We start from the raw sequence: 18948 nt of genomic DNA, 5'->3' as shown, positions 1-18948 counted from the left end.
CGACTTGTCCTATGACAATATTGACCTACGCTACACATTTTTCTGCGATACTGTAGAGATACACTTTATAGCTAATTAAAGGAGGAAAATCTAACGTAGTGGGTCGATTAAAGAATAAACTGATGACTGTGGTATATTTATTGTACGAACCTCATGGAACATATAAAAACCGATTCAAATGAGAAAATTAGCATTTATAGCAATGAGTCTTGTTACTTTCACGGCCTGTAATAATACTCCCAAGAACAATGAATCCAAAGAAGCAGTTGATCAAAGCAAGGAAGAAGCAACCTCGTCGATCGGCGGCAACAAGGATGAGCACGGTTGTTTGGTCGCGGCAGGACAAACTTGGAGTGAGATCAAACAAGGATGTATCCAGGTCTTTAATGTTGGCTTACGCCTAAATCCAACGGAGAAAGAAGAAGGAAAAGCTATCATTAGTGCCTTTGTTGTCCTTAGCGAGGACAAATCAAAGCTAGAATTATTCTTACCTGATGACAGTAAAAAAACCGTTATCTTGGATAAAGTTGAGAATGACATTTATCAGAAGGATAACTATAGATACGATGCTAAAAAATCAGCGCTTTATGTAAATAATACGATTAAATACAAAGGTGATGTCGAATAGCCTAGAAAGATTGAACTATTGGCACAATTTGCACTATATATGGCCCTGAATAATGATTCCCTATCATTTTATTCTCATTCACAGTAATATGATATTGGCCAATATCTTTAAATCTATAGGTAAACTCCTTGCCAAAAGGACCATCAGAAGAACCATCGGGCAGAAAAAGCTGACTAATTCGTACATTGGCTGTATCCATGGGAGTTTTTATTTTGATAAGAACCGAATCTGCCTGATGGACTGAAATGAAAATAGTATCTGTTTTCCCTGATACCATATTCATTTCCTTAGATCTTCCACCACCAAAAAAGGTTACGTTAGAAGGTAATTCCTGTGCCTTGTGATTAGATTCATTTGTACTGGATTGTGGTGGGCGCTGAGGAAATTGACAAGCTCCATAAATAAAAATTGCCAACACACTCATGATCAATAATCGTAATTTGCCCATAAACTTTTACTTAGGATAACAAAAGTTATTAGATTACAGTTTTAGTTACGACAACTTTTTCAGTACAAAACAAACGCTGAAATTGAATTTGTTACATCCTCCACAAACTCCATTTTGATTTGATTGCATGTGGATTTAGTTCCCGTATTTTTTGATAAAAAGCATAGAAATTCCTATTCCAGAGGGAATAGTTATGCGTAAAACTGAAAATGGACTGTCCCTTACTATCCAATTGAACGACGACTTGCCAGATATAGTGATTATTAATTTGAGTCGATGTCCTACGAAGCTCAATGATATCCACTAACCTAAAGGATCTACCTGCCCCGCCTCTTCGACCGACAGCGTAGAAATAATTTTCATCAAAAAAATAATCTTCGTCACTTAGCAGATTATCTTCTATACCAAATAAAAAGGGACGTGATGACAGTTTTCTTAATTTATCTGTCTCAAAATGATCATTCATTTCATAGCTTTTTTTAACACCGTATAAATATTTCTTAGCTACATTTTTCCTATAGACTTCTATCAACATGACAACGATCAACACACAACTGAGAACCAAAATGATGCCTTTAGAATTCATTTATTCCACAAAAAGAAATTAACTTCCACAAGTCAGATAGAACATCGGAATTCCCCCTTCATCTTTCTCGATAGCATCTAATCCTTCGAAATACCTATGGTCACCGAGTTGTTTCTGAGCGATTTGTTGTTCAAATTGATAAAGCAAATCCAAAGCTGTAAAATGTAGTGGATGTGAAGGCCACGTGAGACAACACTCAGACGGAATGATTACCATTCTACCATGCGATATTATTCCAAGGACTTCCTTTCTTTTCTTTAAGATACCCAATATACCTTTTCAAGTAAGATTTCCCAATTTTACTGTTTACACCAACTTGATCTTCTCCTTCCAGGAAATAATCGGAAAATTGCAACCAATCAATAAAATGCTTTCTCGCATATAGTGACAAACTCTTGAGAACATTTAATGCCACAGGTTTTGGTAAATATCCAACGTCTGTTGCGGATGTCGTAATATGACTTACTACAGCAACAACAAAGGCATTTACCCCTGATTTGGAGATATCCCAAATGGATGTATCAATTTTGCAGTTTTTTCCCTCTAATGCGGTCCCTGTCTTTTCTATCCCAAGTAACGTAAAGTATGAACTCAACATTTGAAGACAAGTTTCTCTATCCGTTATACCAAAATCTCTCTGTAGCAATTTGATAAAATCACTTCTATATTGATCAATTCTTGGATAATTACCAAATTGATATAAGTGAATGGGATAACTACCATCATCTCCGGTACTTCCGAATACTGTAAACCAATCCCCAAAAACAATCACTCTAAATGCGGCTCCTAGCGCATTACCAAACTGTTCTTCATAAGGAATATTCAGAAGTATAGTGTTATCAGGTACTAAACTTCCCGCCCTTTTTTCCTCTTCGGCTTTCAAAGTAAGTTCATCTTTGGCTTCATTTACACCTTCCTTTGCCGCATTCAATAATTCTTTCAAAAATTTAAACATAACGGTATTGATATTAACTACTTAAAAGAAATCTTACTTACTATATTTTGCTACCAGCGCATAATCGTACGGGATTCTCATGGACAGCTCGCGTGCTTGCCAAATATCCCCTTCGGACGCCTGGTAGAAATCATAGGCATTTTTCAAGAAATTCTCGCCGTTTGGAGCTTCAACCCAATCTTTCTTCTCTCGATTGTAAAGTAAAATCATACAACTTACACAGCGATAATTACCTGCTGTTTTTGGGTTTTCAAAACAAGTTCCAACTTTAATATTAATCTTCTGATTGATTATCACATCGGTCAATTTACGATCTGTGAGATGAATTAATGCAATTTGTGCATCCTCATGATCGGGTCGTAACTTTGCTATTACTAATCGCCCAAAATCTGCTTTTTTAATTTTTTCGATTTCTAAAGCCCTAAATTCCGGCGATATGCGATTCGTATCGACCGGATATAGATCATCTTCGGCAGCCGTCACTTCCGTCGTCGTTACTTCGGTGGCTCCGGAAGCCAATAGCTGCTTATTTTTTTCGTAATTTTCCCAATCTGCTGCGTCGTAGCTAACCCACTGCTGTATCTTATAGAGTAAGGTTTCCCTCTTGTTGACTTTTATAAAAAACGCTGCAATTAAAAATGAAACCAGCAATATGAACAGGATAATGAGGACTCTTTTCAAACTAAAAATATTTAATGAAGTATTTAAATCTGTAAAATCGTGAAAACATACCCCATGTTTTCATTGATCACCGTAAATCTGCACATAATTATTCACCCCTTAAATCTGCAACCCATATTAGGTCAAAACTTAGCGATATTTGTAGCTTAATAATCAATATTTGAAAACAACATGACAATAGTTATTTCAAATATTTTAACCAATTAAATACAAGTAGACTGTATGATTTCCGTATTTACTAGAGTAGGTCATAGACATCAAGGATAAAACTGAAATACATTGATACCAAATTGTATCTAATAACAGTTTTAAATCAATTTTTAGACAGTAGTCAATCATTGTTTATTCAGTCTACACTGAATGATCACTGAACAAGCACTGAGTAATCACTGAACAAGCACTGTCGAAAGTTAGAATCCGAGTACTGTCTGATCTTCCCTTTGTTGCCCTTGAAAATGATAAGAAAAAAATGACCAGCATATTGCATCCGAACACGTCAGCAAGCCCTTGATTAAGTAAACATAACCATAGATAGCCTATTTGACATCAATAAACTTAATTTGCTCAACTAATAGTCTGTTCAGATCACTGAAGATAAGTATGAGTTAGATCAGACAAATAGTTTAAAAATATCGAACAAGGCTGTCAATATATTCATAAAATGCTTCATAAAAAAGAAGTCACAAAGATCAAGCCAACTTATTGTTTAGCCAGAATGAGCTTTACAACTTTTTCAATAGGTCGACCAATTACGGCTACACCATCCTTTACAACGATAGGTCGCTCAATTAAGATCGGATACGCTAACATCGCATCGATCCATTGCTCATCGGTCAAATGAAGATTTTGGAATTTTTCCTGAAAAACAGATTCTCCTTTTCTGATAAGTTCCAAAGGTTTTAAATTGAGTTGTCCCAATAATTCAATCAACTGGTCTCTGGTTGGAACATCATTTAAGTACTCCTGCACTTCTATATCCACAGCTTGATGCTGTAGCACTTCCAATGCATTACAACTCTTGCTACAATTTTTATTATGATAAATTTTAATCATGGCCATAACATGTAAAGGGTATCTTTGTGATAAAGAAAAACAATTATTGGATAACGCAAAAATACGAACAAGATCACAAACAGTTTAAATAAAATACCATTAGCTAACCAAAAATTGGAATTCATTTTTGAGAAACTGATCCATTTATGACCTAGGATTGTTTCACTTTTTTTAATTTAGTGATATGAAATCAGCCGAAAGTGTAACAGATTTTTACAAAAGGCAACCAGGTTTAACTAATTTGGATTTGCCGCTAAATAATACCGGAATTGGGCATTTCAATGTTTTCAGTAGAGAATCCTGTACTGTCGTATCTCCGTACAATCGCCGTGATTTTTATAAAACCTCCCTTATTATAGGGCGTGGAAAACTATATTACGCAGATAAGTGGATACAAATCGATAAACCGGCCATGTTATTTGCGAATCCGGTTGTCCCCTATGCTTGGGAACCGGAATCCTCAGAACAATCAGGATGGTATTGTATATTTACAGAGGAATTTATACAGCATAGTGAACGGATAGAAAGTCTAAAAGACTCCCCGCTGTTCAAGATAGGCAGCAATCCGATCTATTTTCCGGATGAAACACAATTAGCAGAAATTTCTGCAATCTTCCAGAAGATGATAGTTGAAATGAACTCAAGCTACGTTCATAAAGATGATATGTTGCGAAGTTATCTACATCTTCTAATTCATGAAACCATGAAATCGAGTCCCGCAGCGAGTTTTGGATCTTATACCAACGCTTCAACCAGGGTATCGGGACTATTTCTTGAGCTGTTAGAAAGACAATTTCCAATCAATACCCTTCAGCTTAGCCTACAGTTGAAAAGCCCTGCAGATTATGCTCATGCGCTTTCGGTTCATATCAATCACCTCAACAGGTCGGTAAAAGAAGCCACAGGCAAAACCACCAGTACACACATTGCAAACCGTGTGGCCCAAGAAGCCAAAGCTTTGTTGTTGCATACCAATTGGAATATATCGGATATTGCCTACAGCCTAGGATTTGAATATCCTTCCTATTTCACCAATTTCTTCAAAAAGCACACGGGGATGTCCCCAAACCAAGTCCGAAGCGGTTCTGTTTGAATTGTATAACAATCTGTTTGATTGTCTTAACTCCCTTCGTTTATTCCATGTGTACTTTTGTATTAAACAAAATGTCATTATTATGAAATATAGAAATCTTGGAACAACAAATGAAAAACTCTCTGCGATTGGATTAGGTTGTATGGGAATGAGCTTTGCATACGGACCTACGGACGAGAAAGAGAGCATTGCTACATTGGAAAGAGCATTGGACCTAGGCATTAATTTTTGGGATACCGCAGATATGTACGGCAACGGTGCCAATGAGGAGCTTATTTCAAAAGTACTTGTTCCCAACCGTGACAAAGTTTTTATTGCAACAAAATTTGGGTTTCGCTTTAAAGATGAAGTAGCAGGTCCAAGTGGTACGGCAAACACCTACTTCGATGGCTCGCCCGAATGGATAAAATTAGCGGTGGAAAAAAGTTTAAAACGCCTTGGAATAGATACCATAGATCTTTATTATGCACATCGCGTAGATCCCAATATTCCCATCGAAGAGACCGTAGGCGCTATGGCGGAATTGGTTAAAGAAGGAAAAGTGAGGTATCTTGGCTTAAGCGAAGCATCCCCCGCCTCAATCATCAAAGCAAATGCCGTACACCCTATAGCTGCTTTACAGAGCGAATATTCGCTCCTTACACGCGATGTAGAAAAAGAAATCCTAAAGACTGTACGTCAATTGGGGATAAGTTTAATTCCTTATGCACCGCTAGCGCGTGGATTATTTTCAAATTCTTTAAATCTAGAAAATCTCGCTTCGGACGACTTTAGAAGAACCTTACCGCGTAATCAAGGCGAACATGCTTTGAACAATGCACAATTGGTCGCCGACTTCTCTCTACTGGCAAAAGATAAAAACTGTAGTCCTATACAGCTCGCTTTAGCGTGGGTACTGGCACAGGGAAATGACATCATTCCCATTCCAGGAACTAAAAAAAGAAAATACCTGGAAGAAAATGTGGGCGCCCTTGACATACAATTATCGAATGATGATTTAAAAACAATCGATGAAATACTCCATAAATACCCTAATATCGGAGCTCGATACAGCGAAGCTGCTATGGCTTTAGTTAACCATTAATCCATTTTTGAGATTATGAGTGGCTCGCCGGCACCACTTATAATCTCAAAAACTGTTCTCATCTGATCCAACTTTGTCGTGTTGTCATAATACACTATAGGAACAGACACCATCCGATTAGTATGTATTAATTATCGGGAATAGCAGTACGTAATGAAAAATAGAAAGAACTTCCTGCGCCATAATCACTTTCAACACCAATCTCGCCTCCTTGCGCTTCTATAAACTCTTTACTAATACTTAAACCAAGTCCTGTTCCACCTTTTTTGGATCCCGGTACACGAAAGTAGCGTGCAAATATTTTATCCAGATATTTAGGCTCGATCCCTTGTCCGCTGTCGGTAACGATAAATTTTGTTTTAAGTTCGTTATTTTCCACCCCTATACGAATGACCGAATCTTCATGCGAGTAACGTATCGCATTGGAAAGAAAATTGGTAAGAACCCAGGCAGTTTTCTCATTGTCAGCAAATATAGCTTTCACTTTGGGATCTACCTCGATAACAAAGTGTATATTTTTTTGATTCGCAGCAAATTGATTCGCCATGATAGCATATTCAATAATAGGCTGTATTTCTGTCGTATGTAAGTTAATTTGGATGGAACCACTTTCAACCTGGGTCATATTTAACAGTTCACCGGTTATTTGAAGCAGTCGGTTAGAATCCTCTTTTATTCCGTTTAACAAGGTGAGCTGTTCGGTATTCAGATGGCCTATTTGTTCATTTTCCAGCAATTGAACCCCCATCTGAATCGCAGCAATAGGTGTTTTGAACTCGTGAGAAACGGTGCCGATAAAGTTTGTTTTTGCAAGATCAAGTTCCTTAAATGGCGTAATATTCTTTAGGATAATCACCTGCCCAATAAACTTTGATTCCAGTTCACCAGTCGGCAAAACATTGATATCGATAACATCTTTCTCAAAATAGCTTTCTCTATCGTCCGCATAAATTTTAACAGCATTCTTTTCACGTTGCTCCACGGGAAGGAACAGGTCTTTAAAAATATCTTTAGCAAGATCATTTTCATCTGAAACTGCCAAAGCAGATCTTCCGAGAAGTTGATCTTTATGTAGATTGGTGATGCGAAGCGCTTCCTCGTTGACAAAAATAACACGTCGCTCTTCGTCGAAGCCTATCACCGGATCATGCATATGATCCACAAGAGACTCGATTCGACTTTTTTCCTTTAAAATTTTTTCAAGTTTACTTTCAGCGTATTCTTCAAGTTTCTCTGCCATGGAATTGAATGAAGCGACGAGTTCAGCAAACTCACCTCCGCTCTGTACCTGAATTCGTTCTTTGTAGTTCTGTCCTGCAATCTGTCGAATACTCGCTGTCAATTTTGCTATGGGATCAGCTATATTGGACGGCAAATTGACCAGCAATATAAAAGCAATAATAAAACAGAGTGCCCCAGCAAATGAAATGACCAAAATTGCATGTTCTGCGGTACGATCCGCAACAATACTCTTCCTAGAAATTGCCGTCATATTTTGCTCCATTAACAAAGCAATATCCTTTCTGATGGACGAGATAATAGTGATGTCTAAGGGCTTATATTTCAGTTTTAAAAAATGTTCAGCAATCGCGTTCGTTGTTTGTTGCTCTCCGACTTCAGTAACATTTCTCCGTTGTTTGTCAAGGTTGACCTCGAAGTTCTTAAAAGCAGTTTTTTCAACAGGAATTTCCTCCAAAGCCAATAACATATTCTTGGCATACAGCAGCGTGTTGTAATTTGCTGTCAATATATTTGCGGTATCCTTTTTTAACCGGTTTACATACCAGCCGCTTAAAGTGGCGAGTAGAAAGATCATGAGAAAAAGTGATCCTACACCAAAGGTAAGTTTCGTTTTTATTTTCATCTTATTCACAATTTACCTTTATCATTATGACAATATAATCAGGTCGATGTCTTCGGTCGACAGTTGCGTCAGCAATTTGCTAAATGTATCCTTAGCAAGTAACATCCTTAAAAGAGATAATCGTGGTTTACCAATACAAACTGTGGTGATCTTGCGGAGCTCGCACAAAGCGATAATCTCTTTTGCCACACTATGACTTTCCACTTTGATAATTTCACCACCAAGTTCTGTCGCCAGCTTAAAGTTATTGATCAGGTGCCGCTGTTTATTTAAGGCTATCCGATCGCCACGCTCTTTTGGCAACTGTACATAAAGCAGAAACCAACTGCTATTGTAATACCCTGCTAAGCGCGCTGTTTTTCGGATCACGTTTTTTGCTTTTATTTCATTGGAACTTATACAAGCCAGGAAACGCTCCTTTCGTACCCATCGTTGAGGTTGAACTTCGATCTCCACTTTACGTTGAACCTGGGAAGCCACTTCTTTCAACGCCATTTCCCGCAATTGCAAGATATGTTCGCTTTTAAAGAAGTTTTGAAGTGCTGCCTGAATTTTTGAAGCGTCATAGATCTTGCCCTCTTTTAGGCGGATGATAAGTTCTTCTGCAGTAAGGTCAATGTTAACGACTTCATCGGCGGAATCAATAACACTGTCAGGGACACGTTCTTGCACTTCAACCCCTGTAATCGCTTTAACCTCCTCGTTTAAACTCTCAATATGCTGGATATTTACAGCGCTGATCACATTAATCCCGGCTTCCAGAATCTCCATAACATCCTGCCACCTTTTGGTATTTTTGCTACCTTCAATATTGGTATGTGCCAGCTCATCGATAATGACGACCTCAGGATGTGAATTCAAAACAGCATAAAGATCCAGTTCCTCTAACTGTTTGCCTTTATAAAAAAGATGGCGTCGGGCTATAACGGGTAGACCATCCAGCAATTGATGGGTTTCCTTCCGATTATGTGTCTCAATATAGCCAATACGCACATCGATTCCTCCCTGTAAAAGTGTATGGGCATCCTGTAACATGCGGTAAGTTTTTCCGACGCCTGCACTCATGCCGATATAAAGTTTGAAGCGACCTCTTCTCGATTTTCGGATAAGGTCCAAAAAGTGTTCAGCGCTTTTCCTTTCTTCCATTTTTATTGCCTTTCATTTCAGAAAGTTCCTGCCGATCCAACACACGACAGGAACGATTGTTTTAAAAACTAACTGTAAGTGCTGTGACAGCCGTCAAACTATTTTTCACCAACTTATTTGTCCGATCAAGGAAAATAGCATCTTTATTGGTGAGATTACGTAGTTCCGTGCGCCAAACGACATTGGGAAGAATTGCATAATCTGCATTTAAAGAATAGCCAAACGTTTGAAAACCTTGATCTGTCGTAGTCGAAACGATTACACCATGCTTATCGTTGTAATATTCTCCTCTTGCTGTTAAGCTAAATTTTTCGGTCGTCGCATATCGTGCAATTAACACAGGCGTGTACCATACATTGTACGTTGAGCTACCTTTTGCTTTTTGTTCCGCTCCAATATCAAATCCGAATGTAATTCCCAGCTTTTCATTCATTTGATAAATGGCATATAGATTATGAAAATAGCGCATCTGTCTGACGCTATCCGCTTTATCACTGCCAATAAAAGAACCACTATTGATAGTCCATTTAGCTGTCGGTTTATAGACTAATTGATGTCCAAATGCAGGTAAACTGCTACCATCCACACGTTGAATCCGCTGCCATCCGTTTAATATAAGCCCGCTTAAAAATAGTTTTCCTGATGCGGATGTATAGGATATTTTTGCGCCGGTTTCAAAATAAGGGGAATTATCAGCAAAAATACTCCTTGTTACAGTCCAATTATCCTTTCCTATAGCGCTTTCAAAGCCCAAGTGGGATGAAAATATTCCAGCATCGATCCATAGATTATGTTTTTTCGAGATACGAACACCGGCATTCGCTTCGTAAATATTTTTTAAGACACCGGGTTCCGCACTGTAGTTCGCATTCATATATGTACCGACACCAAAAGCAAGATTTGCACGTGTATTGGTTGTTTCGTACGCAGCTTTTAAAAGTGCCAAGTTTATGTTTACTTCATTTGTTCTGTTGTGACTATATACAAAGCCTGGGCGTGTATTTCCAATTGGGTTGTTAAAGTCCCGAAGGTAATATGCTTCAAGGTAACCACTGATAGACAATTGGGTATTTTGAGTTGTATCTTGCTGTGCAAATAATTGTGTTGCTCCTGCGAGTAAACAGGCCAACATCGCTAGTTTTTTCATGTATATCGTTCTTGTAAAGTGTAAATCAATGACCCATCAGGTCAATTTTATTTTTCAACCATCTTGTCCAAAGCAATATTTAGTTCAAGGACATTGATTTTGCGAGGTCCAAACATATTCCATAGAGGGGTCTGAACGTGAGCATCAACGAGAGACTGTAAGCTATTTACCGATATACCTCTTGCTTTCGCAACACGATCGATTTGTATTTTTGCGGCCTCTACCGAGATATCTGGATCCAAACCACTGCCACTGGCTGTAACAATGTCTACCGGTACCTGTTCGCGTTTTACGGTGGGATTGTGGACTAAGAACGTATCAATACGGGCCTTAACTTCCGAAAGATATTCCCCATTAGAGGGTCCTTTGTTACTTCCTCCCGATCCTGCTGCATTATAACCAACAGCGGAAGGACGCGACCAGAAGTAATCATCACGCGTAAAGGCCTGTCCAATATTTCTGTAATACTTTTGCCCGTTGTACGCTAGCATTTCCCCTTTTCCATGATTAGGTGCTATCTGAGCTATTGCCCAAACAAGGGCCGGATATACAACTGACAGCAGGAGCAATAAAACTATTGTAATCTTTATTGCTGGATATATATGTGTTTTCATCTTTGCTTTAATTATTAAAAATGTATTAGATAAATAGCGAAACCAGTAGGTCTATGACCTTGATACCAATAAATGGAACGAGCACTCCACCAAGTCCAAAAACGAGCAGGTTTCTCCGTAACAATGCGCTTGCGCCTATAGGTTTGTATGCAACTCCCTTTAATGCCAAAGGAATCAGTAATGGGATAATAATTGCGTTGAAGATGACAGCCGATAGTATGGCGCTTTGTGGACTACTGAGCTGCATAATATTTAAACCTTGAAGCGCCGGTATTGCCGCAATAAACAGGGCCGGAATAATCGCAAAATATTTGGCAACATCGTTTGCAATACTGAATGTTGTCAGCGTACCCCGGGTCATCAACAATTGCTTACCTATCTCCACAACCTCGATCAATTTGGTCGGATCATTGTCGAGATCGACCATATTTCCAGCCTCTTTTGCAGCTTGCGTACCGCTATTCATTGCTACACCAACATCCGCTTGTGCAAGTGCCGGAGCATCGTTTGTACCATCCCCCATCATGGCGACCAATCGCCCGTCAAGCTGTTCTTTTTTGATATAGTTCATCTTGTCTTCGGGTTTCGCTTCGGCGATGAAATCATCCACCCCTGCTTTTTCGGCAATATATTTGGCCGTTAACGGATTGTCTCCTGTCACCATAACAGTCTTAATACCCATTTTTCGCAACCTTTCAAAGCGTTCATGAATCCCGGGTTTTATCACATCCTGCAATTCTATGACACCGAGTACTTGTTCATTCTCGGCTACGACCAATGGGGTCCCCCCATTTTGAGAGATAAGCTTTACGCGCTCATCTATTTCCTGAGGAAATAGATTTCCAGCCTTTACAATGATATTTCGAATAGCATCTGTTGCACCTTTACGAATACGTGTCTGTTCAAAGTCTATTCCCGAGCTACGGGTTTCGGCGGTAAACTTAATGAATGCCGGGTTTTCGACCTTATAGCTCGATGGGTTGACACCAGCCAATTCGACAATTGATTTCCCTTCTGGTGTTTCATCCGCCATGGAGCTCAATGTTGCTGCACGTACCAGCGCTTCTTTCATGACACCATCGGCGGGATAAAAATTTGTCGCCTTACGATTTCCGATCGTAATGGTTCCAGTTTTATCAAGCAACAAGACATCAATGTCACCCGCCGTTTCAACTGCCTTGCCACTTTTTGTAATAACATTTGCACGAAGTGCGCGATCCATTCCCGCGATACCAATCGCCGATAAAAGACCACCTATTGTCGTTGGAATCAGACAAACAAAAAGTGAAATAAACGAAGCAATGGTGATACCGACATTGGCATAATCCGCAAATGGTTTTAAGGTCACCGTTACGATAATAAAAACAAGTGTAAAACCTGCCAAAAGGATGGTTAAGGCAATCTCGTTAGGTGTTTTTTGGCGGCTTGCCCCTTCGACCAGTGCGATCATCTTATCCAGAAAGCTTTCACCCGGTTCTGTCGTTACCTGCACGACAATTCGATCGGATAAAACCTTGGTGCCACCTGTAACTGAACTTTTATCGCCCCCAGCCTCGCGGATCACCGGTGCTGATTCACCGGTAATTGCACTTTCATCTATTGTCGCCAACCCCTCGATAATTTCCCCATCCAATGGAATTACATCACCAGCCTGACAAACAAAAACATCATTTTTTTTCAATTGAGCGGATGAAACGACCCGACCATCGCGCAGGGTTGCAGGAGTTTCCTCCCGAGTTTTCCGAAGACTATCTGCTTGCGCCTTCCCACGGGCTTCGGCAATTGCCTCCGCAAAATTGCCAAACAGCAAGGTTAAAAATAGAATAAGAAATACTGTAAAATTATAACCAAGTGTACCTTGTGATTTTTCTCCGGTCATTATCCAAAGACAAACCACGGCCATAATCAACGTCCCGATTTCCACGGTAAACATCACTGGATTACGGAACATTATTTTAGGATTTAGCTTCACGAAAGATTGCTTTAACGCTTGTTGTACAAGCTCTTTCTGAAACAATGTTTGTTGACTGCTCATTTTTAGAATTCTTTAATTTTTACGTATTACATGGAAAAATATTCCGCAATTGGACCCAGTGCCAACGCAGGGAAGAAAGAGAGTGCCGCAATAATCGCGATCACAGCGAATACCATTAAACCGAATGTACTTGTATCAGTTTTTAGCGTTCCCTCGCCTTCAGGTATAAATTTCTTCTCAGCCAATAACCCAGCAATAGCAATTGGGCCTATAATCGGTATAAATCGGCCGAGTAACAATACGATACCCGTCGAAATGTTCCACCAAATGGTATTATCTCCAAGACCTTCAAAACCACTACCATTGTTGGCTGCGGACGAAGTATATTCGTACAATATTTCACTAAAACCATGGAATCCAGGGTTATTCAATGTAGAAGCACCTTGGGCTGGAAATGCTGTCGCAAGTGCTGTACCGACAAGGATTAGAAAAGGATGGGCAAGAGCAACAATCATGGCGATTTTCATTTCGCGCGCTTCAACTTTCTTACCCATAAACTCTGGTGTGCGCCCCACCATCAAGCCACTAATGAAAACGGCAAGTATAATAAAAATGAAGAAATTGAGTATCCCCGCGCCCACACCGCCATAAAAGGCATTCACCATCATGGCTATCAGTTCGTTCATACCAGATAAGGGCATGTAACTATCATGCATAGAATTGACTGATCCCGTCGAAATCATCGTTGTGACAATACTCCAAAAGCCGGATGCTGCGGCACCAATACGTACTTCCTTTCCCTCCATAGCCCCCATAGACGTATCAATACCCATCTGTGCGATCGCTGGATTTCCAGCCATTTCCATTTTTATATTTGGAATCGTCAGGATGATAAACCCAATGGTCATCACGCCAAACATCATCCATGAAAATTTACGCTTGCGAATAAAAAAGCCGAATGCAAATATCATCGCCATCGGGATAATAAACTGGGCAATCATTTCCACCATGTTGGTCAAATAATTGGGATTTTCGAATGGATGCGCACTGTTCGCACCAAAAAAACCACCTCCATTTGTTCCCAGATGTTTAATTGGAACAAAGGCAGCTACTGGTCCTCGACTTACCTGTACGGTATCTCCAGTAACCGTAATCATACTGTCCTTACCTTCGAATGTCATCGGCATGCCTTGGAACACGAAAATAGCAGCAACCAGGACCGAGATAGGGAGTAAAATGCGGGTGCAAGATTTCACAAAGAAATCGTAAAAATTGCCCAATTGCGTTGTTGTTTTATCCCTAAAAGCTTTAAAAATAACCACTGCAGCAGCCATTCCCACGCCTGCAGTCACGAATTGGAGAAACATGAGCCAAATTTGTCCTAGATAACTCACGCCCGACTCCCCAGAATAGTGTTGGAGATTACAGTTAACCAAAAAGGATATACTAGTATTAAAAGCCAAATCAGCAGTCATTCCAGGATTTCCATCTGGATTTAAAGGCAAACTTCCCATATTCATCAGGATAGCCATACTCAACACGAACCACACTAGATTAATTGTCAGAAGAGCAACGAGGTGCTGTTGCCAAGTCATCTGAACATTGGGATTAATTCCTGTCACTCGATAAAAAAAACGTTCCAATGGTTGAAACAATGGATCTAACCAGGTCTTTTCGTTACCATATACCTTAGCTATATATTTCCCGAGGGGAAGTCCGAGTAGTAATGTTACGATGAACATCACTATGATTCCAAGAATCTCTGTATTCATTTCTTTAATTGATTTGTATAAAAAGTGTATCATGATCAATCGTCAGCTAACTTTAAGCCCTTCTTTTGACTTCGTAATGCCAAAAGGACTGACTGAAAGCGCAGTTTCATCGCTGACAATGACGAATGAGTAATCTTGTTATTAAAATTTTTCTGGCCTTAAGAGTACATAACAGATGTATGTAAAAACCAGTAGTGCTACAATAAATAAAGCTGTCATTTACTTTGATATTAGAAGGTTATGGATTTGTTGTCCTTTGAGGACCTCTAAAAATGGTGTTGGTAGCTGGGCTTCGATTTCTGCCCATGCATGGACCGAACTTATACGTCGAAGACCTCCTAAAGATCTAACAAAAAGATTTTCCAAAATGTATTTTACATAATTGTTTCCTCGTCCATAAATCATTCCGAGGAAATGAATATGCTGGCAAATTTTGTCCGTGCTTTGCAGTACTATTAAGCTCCGAAGATGATTAATAACGGCCTGTAAAGCTCCTGCAAAATTGTGCTTCCGTAATAGGAAACTAATCTCTGATCGGATTTCTTTATAATGGAGCGCCATATACAGACCTGCACCGTATTGATTTAATTTTTTCATGTTGTTCGTAAAACTATGTATCAAAATCTACCCGATATAGAGTTGAAAAATCATTGCAATAATCAATACCACTACGATGACCTTCGCTATACGGTCGCCCGACACATTATGAGCGGAACCTCTGCCTTTATTTTCTTGCTTCTCTTTCATATTATTTATTTTATATTTTGCCGAAAAAGTCGACCATTTTATAGAATAACCAGAAGAAAAATAGTCCAGTTATGATGAGTATGATTGTTATTACCATTGTTAAACTTTATTAGTGACTTGCGATTTCATTTTTTAAACTTGAATTTAATGCTAGTAGCTTTGCCGATCGTCCCCCTCGGCGGACTCTTACCACATACTTTTCTTTTCCGTCCTGTTTTCATATTTACATTCATTTGTCCCCATAAGCCAAATCCTGTTCCACTGTGCCGAAAAACATCATAAAACACTATTAATCAGATGATATAAAAAAATAAGTCACAAAATAGAATTGGAGAATCCTATCATTTTGATACGGTTATTTTATCAAAATGAGAATGACTATGCTGAAAATGTGATCAAATCATTATAATGTGTACCTTGTCATCTATGCTTGAAAGGTGACCAAAAAAGTATAGACGGCTTGAGCCGATTTATCTTTTAAAATGATGGGCCAGCACATTTTAAAAATTCATGAATGAATGGGAGAATATGTGAACCTCGGGATAAGTATTAGCAGAAGCACTATGTAACAAATTTGCAAAGGAATATGAAATTGTCTCCAAAAGTTCACATTAAAAATTATTTTAGGGAATACATATTGGTTGGGAAAACGTATTAAAAAGACACTTATAAAAATAAAAACAATGATAAACTTAAACCTTTTCAAAAAAATCACCTTATGGGTCTTTCTGGGCTGTATTTTACTCTCCTGTCAAAATGAAAAAAGCAGTCCCAATACATTGACAGAAGAAGAGCAAAGTAATGGCTGGCAACTTTTATTTGATGGTAGCACGCTCAACAATTGGCATACGTACAATAATAGCAAAAATGCGCCTACGGCCTGGATTGTAAAAAATGGAACAATTTACTGTGACCCAAACAGTGAAAGCCAAAAATACGACTTGGTATCGGACAAAGAGTATAAAAATTATGAGTTTAAGTTTGAATGGAAGCTGGAAAAAGAGGGAAATAGTGGCGTTTTTGTCAACGTACAGGAAAGACCCGATATTAATGCGACCTACCATTCTGGACCGGAGTACCAACTGTTGGCAGATTCCCATCCTGATTTTGATAAACCGCTAAAGCGTTCGGGCTGTCTTTATACATTTCTACCGCAACAAAACTTTGTCAACATTAAAACGCAAGATGATTGGAATGAATCCAGTATCGTTCAGAAAGATGGAAAAATTACATTCTTCCTAAATGGAAAAATCACTGCTGAAATGGATTTTAATTCAGCTAAATGGAAAGATTTAGTAAAGCATAGTAATTTCAAAGATTATCCGGAGTTTGGTAAGCATATCAATGGGAAATTAGCACTGCAGGATTGGTCGAGAGGCGTATCGTTTAGAAATCTAAAAATAAAGCTTTTATAAAAAAGTCCTTCAGATATGCGAAGGACTTGGACGCTAAAACAAAAAATTGTTTTAGCGTCTCGATTATAAAAAATATCGCAAGAAGTATTCATTATAAAAGGAGATAATGCTTGGGAAACAGCATCAAGATGAGCTGCAAACTACCGCCATTCAATTCTTGTATCTATCCAAAAACAATCCCTATTCCGCCGAAATAGATCTTCTGGTCTTTGGTGATTGTAGATGAGTTCTTCCAACGCATTAAAATTATAGCGAAACATATCTTCATCCTTTGACTGAATAGGGCGCAAAATTGAATCTTCATCATCGATAAAAATATCGGATTCGAAAATATTGATTTGATGCGTATTCACCCAAGCAATTGCCATTTCCTTACTCATTCGTTCCAATGCTTTGGTCGTTTCCTGATATTGTTTCATTTCCCAGGGAAGATCTTCCGGATAATGAGAAGCAATATAGTCTTGGTACGCTTTTATATCACCTTCACGGAGACATTCATTGCGAAGCAAAAGTCTTGTCGTGTCCCGAGCAAAGCTAATATACTCCGGCCGCATAAATAGGCCGTACCTTTTACTATACAATTCTATTTTTTCTGCTAGTTCTTGCCTCATAATTTGATTATCAAGCAAAAATCATCCCAACCTACTCTTTTATAAGGAGTTTTGATTAAAAAAGTGCGTTTCAAACGACTTTGAACATTCTAGTCAAGCAAATTGAGCTCACCTTTATAATTTATTTAAATCTTCCCTAACATAAATAGCATTTCCTGTGGCTTTTTAGAATATTTTTAAACCGATAATTCCAGCGACGATCAATGTTGCTGAAAGGAGCCTAAATATATTGGCAGAATCTCCGAAAAAAAAGATTCCAACAATCAATGTTCCCACAGCTCCCAAACCTGTCCATACGGCATAAGCTGTACCGATAGGAATTGCCTTTTGAGCGAAAAACAATAATCCTCCACTAATGCTCATAGAAACAATAGCCAATATGATCCAACCCAATTTATTTGAATCTGGCTGTTGAGCCATTTTTAATCCGAGCGGCCAGCCAATTTCAAAAATGCCAGCGATGATCAATGCAATCCAATTCATTTTCAATAGTTTAAATTTCTACAGCAAAGATAATCGCTAAATGAGGTGCATTTTTTGACTTATATCAAAATCGTACCTTATCGCCGGATCCGACTAAGTGTTTCTTGTGTAATCCCTAAATATGATGCAATATGACCGAGATTAATTCTATTTAACAAATTGGGCTGTAAGCGTATGAGCGATTGATATCGTTCTACTGCAGATTCGGTATGCAGCGACATAATCCGTTCTTCAAGAATAATACAAACCTCCTCGGCAATCTTCCGACCGATAAGATTTAGTTCAGGATAAATTCTATACAATTCATTTAAATCGTCTACAGAAATAGCATAGATCTCGGAATCTTCAAGAAGCTGAATATTTTCAAAAGAGGGTTTTTCAGTATAAACGGGTAAAATCGATCCAAAAATCTGGTTTTCCTCACCAAACCAGCTGTTCATTTCACGTCCGTTTTTAAAAAAATAAGCTCGTAGTAATCCTGTACTTAAAACAAAATAGCTGGATAAATGCTGCCCTTCTCTCAAAAAATGCTCGCCCTTTTTCTTAAAGAAATAACGCGTTCTATTTTCTACCGCTTTCTCAATTGCTTCATTGAGATAGCCATATTTTTTGAACTGTGCAACTAGGGGATTCATTCTATTATAGA

21 protein-coding genes are annotated in these 18948 nt (G+C 38.7%); 4 read left to right on the top strand and 17 right to left on the bottom strand.

The window, feature by feature from the left end; all coding sequences use genetic code 11:
* The first annotated feature begins 178 nt into the window (after positions 1-178).
* Positions 179-628: a hypothetical protein gene (locus tag B3600_RS17820; RefSeq protein WP_112376195.1), complete on the top strand. Its 450-nt coding sequence runs from the start codon at positions 179-181 to the stop codon at positions 626-628.
* Between the two features lies 1 nt (position 629).
* Here B3600_RS17820 and B3600_RS17815 read toward each other — a convergent pair whose 3' ends face one another.
* The 5 genes from B3600_RS17815 to arsC form a co-directional block, all read right to left on the bottom strand.
* Complete coding sequence (locus B3600_RS17815) at positions 630-1076, bottom strand: hypothetical protein (RefSeq protein ID WP_286753831.1); 447 nt, start codon at positions 1074-1076, stop codon at positions 630-632.
* Between the two features lie 91 nt (positions 1077-1167).
* A complete protein-coding gene (locus B3600_RS17810) occupies positions 1168-1542 on the bottom strand; it encodes a hypothetical protein (protein WP_139144972.1) in 375 nt (124 codons plus the stop codon).
* 337 nt (positions 1543-1879) lie between these two features.
* Entirely contained in the window at positions 1880-2617 is a 738-nt protein-coding gene (locus B3600_RS17805; protein WP_115045787.1) for a DUF1266 domain-containing protein, read from the bottom strand.
* A gap of 33 nt (positions 2618-2650) precedes the next feature.
* The gene (locus B3600_RS17800) at positions 2651-3298 is read right to left on the bottom strand and encodes a hypothetical protein (protein WP_201303551.1); all 648 of its coding nucleotides are present in this window, start codon (positions 3296-3298) and stop codon (positions 2651-2653) included.
* 699 nt (positions 3299-3997) lie between these two features.
* Positions 3998-4351, bottom strand: a complete 354-nt coding sequence (gene arsC, locus B3600_RS17795) for an arsenate reductase (glutaredoxin) (RefSeq protein WP_112376581.1) — start codon at positions 4349-4351, stop codon at positions 3998-4000.
* 184 nt (positions 4352-4535) lie between these two features.
* Here arsC and B3600_RS17790 point away from each other — a divergent pair, with 184 nt between their 5' ends.
* Complete coding sequence (locus tag B3600_RS17790) at positions 4536-5444, top strand: helix-turn-helix domain-containing protein (protein ID WP_286753830.1); 909 nt, start codon at positions 4536-4538, stop codon at positions 5442-5444.
* Between the two features lie 82 nt (positions 5445-5526).
* Positions 5527-6528 carry an aldo/keto reductase gene (locus B3600_RS17785; protein ID WP_286753829.1) on the top strand — a complete coding sequence of 334 codons (1002 nt, stop codon included), beginning with the start codon at positions 5527-5529 and terminating at the stop codon, positions 6526-6528.
* A 127-nt stretch (positions 6529-6655) separates the two neighbouring features.
* Here the strand turns inward: B3600_RS17785 and B3600_RS17780 are convergent, their stop codons facing one another.
* The 9 genes from B3600_RS17780 to B3600_RS17750 form a co-directional block, all read right to left on the bottom strand.
* On the bottom strand, positions 6656-8392 hold the full coding sequence (locus B3600_RS17780) for a HAMP domain-containing sensor histidine kinase (protein ID WP_286753828.1): 1737 nt from the start codon (positions 8390-8392) through the stop codon (positions 6656-6658).
* A gap of 24 nt (positions 8393-8416) precedes the next feature.
* Positions 8417-9538 (bottom strand): histidine kinase, encoded by a 1122-nt coding sequence (locus tag B3600_RS17775; RefSeq protein WP_070565435.1) that lies wholly within the window; start codon positions 9536-9538, stop codon positions 8417-8419.
* 61 nt (positions 9539-9599) lie between these two features.
* On the bottom strand, positions 9600-10685 hold the full coding sequence (locus B3600_RS17770) for a porin (RefSeq protein ID WP_070565437.1): 1086 nt from the start codon (positions 10683-10685) through the stop codon (positions 9600-9602).
* A gap of 47 nt (positions 10686-10732) precedes the next feature.
* Positions 10733-11299: a K(+)-transporting ATPase subunit C gene (locus tag B3600_RS17765; RefSeq protein ID WP_070565439.1), complete on the bottom strand. Its 567-nt coding sequence runs from the start codon at positions 11297-11299 to the stop codon at positions 10733-10735.
* A 25-nt stretch (positions 11300-11324) separates the two neighbouring features.
* Entirely contained in the window at positions 11325-13334 is a 2010-nt protein-coding gene (gene kdpB, locus B3600_RS17760) for a potassium-transporting ATPase subunit KdpB (RefSeq protein ID WP_286753827.1), read from the bottom strand.
* Positions 13335-13360: 26 nt separating this feature from the next.
* Complete coding sequence (gene kdpA / locus B3600_RS17755; protein WP_286753826.1) at positions 13361-15046, bottom strand: potassium-transporting ATPase subunit KdpA; 1686 nt, start codon at positions 15044-15046, stop codon at positions 13361-13363.
* A 141-nt stretch (positions 15047-15187) separates the two neighbouring features.
* On the bottom strand, positions 15188-15265 hold the full coding sequence (locus B3600_RS25620) for a potassium-transporting ATPase subunit F (RefSeq protein ID WP_084823209.1): 78 nt from the start codon (positions 15263-15265) through the stop codon (positions 15188-15190).
* Positions 15266-15607, bottom strand: a complete 342-nt coding sequence (locus B3600_RS25650) for a DUF7674 family protein (protein ID WP_422663611.1) — start codon at positions 15605-15607, stop codon at positions 15266-15268. It lies immediately after the preceding gene.
* Between the two features lie 63 nt (positions 15608-15670).
* Positions 15671-15793, bottom strand: coding sequence for a hypothetical protein (locus B3600_RS17750; RefSeq protein WP_256604641.1), 123 nt, complete (start codon positions 15791-15793; stop codon positions 15671-15673).
* Between the two features lie 683 nt (positions 15794-16476).
* On the opposite strand from B3600_RS17750, the gene B3600_RS17745 reads away from it, so the two are divergent.
* Entirely contained in the window at positions 16477-17208 is a 732-nt protein-coding gene (locus B3600_RS17745) for a 3-keto-disaccharide hydrolase (RefSeq protein ID WP_286753825.1), read from the top strand.
* Positions 17209-17348: 140 nt separating this feature from the next.
* Here the strand turns inward: B3600_RS17745 and B3600_RS17740 are convergent, their stop codons facing one another.
* From B3600_RS17740 to B3600_RS17730, 3 genes are all read right to left on the bottom strand, one after another.
* Positions 17349-17819, bottom strand: a complete 471-nt coding sequence (locus tag B3600_RS17740; protein ID WP_046674568.1) for a hypothetical protein — start codon at positions 17817-17819, stop codon at positions 17349-17351.
* Between the two features lie 165 nt (positions 17820-17984).
* Positions 17985-18302, bottom strand: coding sequence for a DMT family transporter (locus B3600_RS17735; RefSeq protein ID WP_286753824.1), 318 nt, complete (start codon positions 18300-18302; stop codon positions 17985-17987).
* Positions 18303-18379: 77 nt separating this feature from the next.
* Positions 18380-18937 (bottom strand): Crp/Fnr family transcriptional regulator, encoded by a 558-nt coding sequence (locus B3600_RS17730; protein ID WP_286753823.1) that lies wholly within the window; start codon positions 18935-18937, stop codon positions 18380-18382.
* Positions 18938-18948: the final 11 nt, after the last annotated feature.

The organism is Sphingobacterium sp. UBA2480, assembly GCF_002341965.1.
Classification (GTDB): Bacteria; Bacteroidota; Bacteroidia; order Sphingobacteriales; family Sphingobacteriaceae; genus Sphingobacterium; species Sphingobacterium multivorum.
This window is presented reverse-complemented; position numbering and strand designations above follow the sequence as displayed.

What these genes read in the sequence shown, in the direction of transcription:
- B3600_RS17785 (WP_286753829.1), top strand. Translation starts at nt 5,527, where the DNA reads ATGAAATATAGAAATCTTGGAACAACAAATGAAAAACTCTCTGCGATT.
- kdpB (WP_286753827.1), bottom strand. Translation starts at nt 13,334, where the DNA reads ATGAGCAGTCAACAAACATTGTTTCAGAAAGAGCTTGTACAACAAGCG.
- B3600_RS25650 (WP_422663611.1), bottom strand. Translation starts at nt 15,607, where the DNA reads ATGGCGCTCCATTATAAAGAAATCCGATCAGAGATTAGTTTCCTATTA.
- arsC (WP_112376581.1), bottom strand. Translation starts at nt 4,351, where the DNA reads ATGATTAAAATTTATCATAATAAAAATTGTAGCAAGAGTTGTAATGCA.
- B3600_RS17810 (WP_139144972.1), bottom strand. Translation starts at nt 1,542, where the DNA reads ATGAATGATCATTTTGAGACAGATAAATTAAGAAAACTGTCATCACGT.
- B3600_RS17735 (WP_286753824.1), bottom strand. Translation starts at nt 18,302, where the DNA reads ATGAATTGGATTGCATTGATCATCGCTGGCATTTTTGAAATTGGCTGG.
- B3600_RS17775 (WP_070565435.1), bottom strand. Translation starts at nt 9,538, where the DNA reads ATGGAAGAAAGGAAAAGCGCTGAACACTTTTTGGACCTTATCCGAAAA.
- B3600_RS17765 (WP_070565439.1), bottom strand. Translation starts at nt 11,299, where the DNA reads ATGAAAACACATATATATCCAGCAATAAAGATTACAATAGTTTTATTG.
- B3600_RS17745 (WP_286753825.1), top strand. Translation starts at nt 16,477, where the DNA reads ATGATAAACTTAAACCTTTTCAAAAAAATCACCTTATGGGTCTTTCTG.
- kdpA (WP_286753826.1), bottom strand. Translation starts at nt 15,046, where the DNA reads ATGAATACAGAGATTCTTGGAATCATAGTGATGTTCATCGTAACATTA.
- B3600_RS17740 (WP_046674568.1), bottom strand. Translation starts at nt 17,819, where the DNA reads ATGAGGCAAGAACTAGCAGAAAAAATAGAATTGTATAGTAAAAGGTAC.
- B3600_RS17750 (WP_256604641.1), bottom strand. Translation starts at nt 15,793, where the DNA reads ATGAAAGAGAAGCAAGAAAATAAAGGCAGAGGTTCCGCTCATAATGTG.
- B3600_RS17780 (WP_286753828.1), bottom strand. Translation starts at nt 8,392, where the DNA reads ATGAAAATAAAAACGAAACTTACCTTTGGTGTAGGATCACTTTTTCTC.
- B3600_RS17815 (WP_286753831.1), bottom strand. Translation starts at nt 1,076, where the DNA reads ATGGGCAAATTACGATTATTGATCATGAGTGTGTTGGCAATTTTTATT.
- B3600_RS17770 (WP_070565437.1), bottom strand. Translation starts at nt 10,685, where the DNA reads ATGAAAAAACTAGCGATGTTGGCCTGTTTACTCGCAGGAGCAACACAA.
- B3600_RS17730 (WP_286753823.1), bottom strand. Translation starts at nt 18,937, where the DNA reads ATGAATCCCCTAGTTGCACAGTTCAAAAAATATGGCTATCTCAATGAA.
- B3600_RS25620 (WP_084823209.1), bottom strand. Translation starts at nt 15,265, where the DNA reads ATGACAGCTTTATTTATTGTAGCACTACTGGTTTTTACATACATCTGT.
- B3600_RS17820 (WP_112376195.1), top strand. Translation starts at nt 179, where the DNA reads ATGAGAAAATTAGCATTTATAGCAATGAGTCTTGTTACTTTCACGGCC.
- B3600_RS17805 (WP_115045787.1), bottom strand. Translation starts at nt 2,617, where the DNA reads ATGTTTAAATTTTTGAAAGAATTATTGAATGCGGCAAAGGAAGGTGTA.
- B3600_RS17790 (WP_286753830.1), top strand. Translation starts at nt 4,536, where the DNA reads ATGAAATCAGCCGAAAGTGTAACAGATTTTTACAAAAGGCAACCAGGT.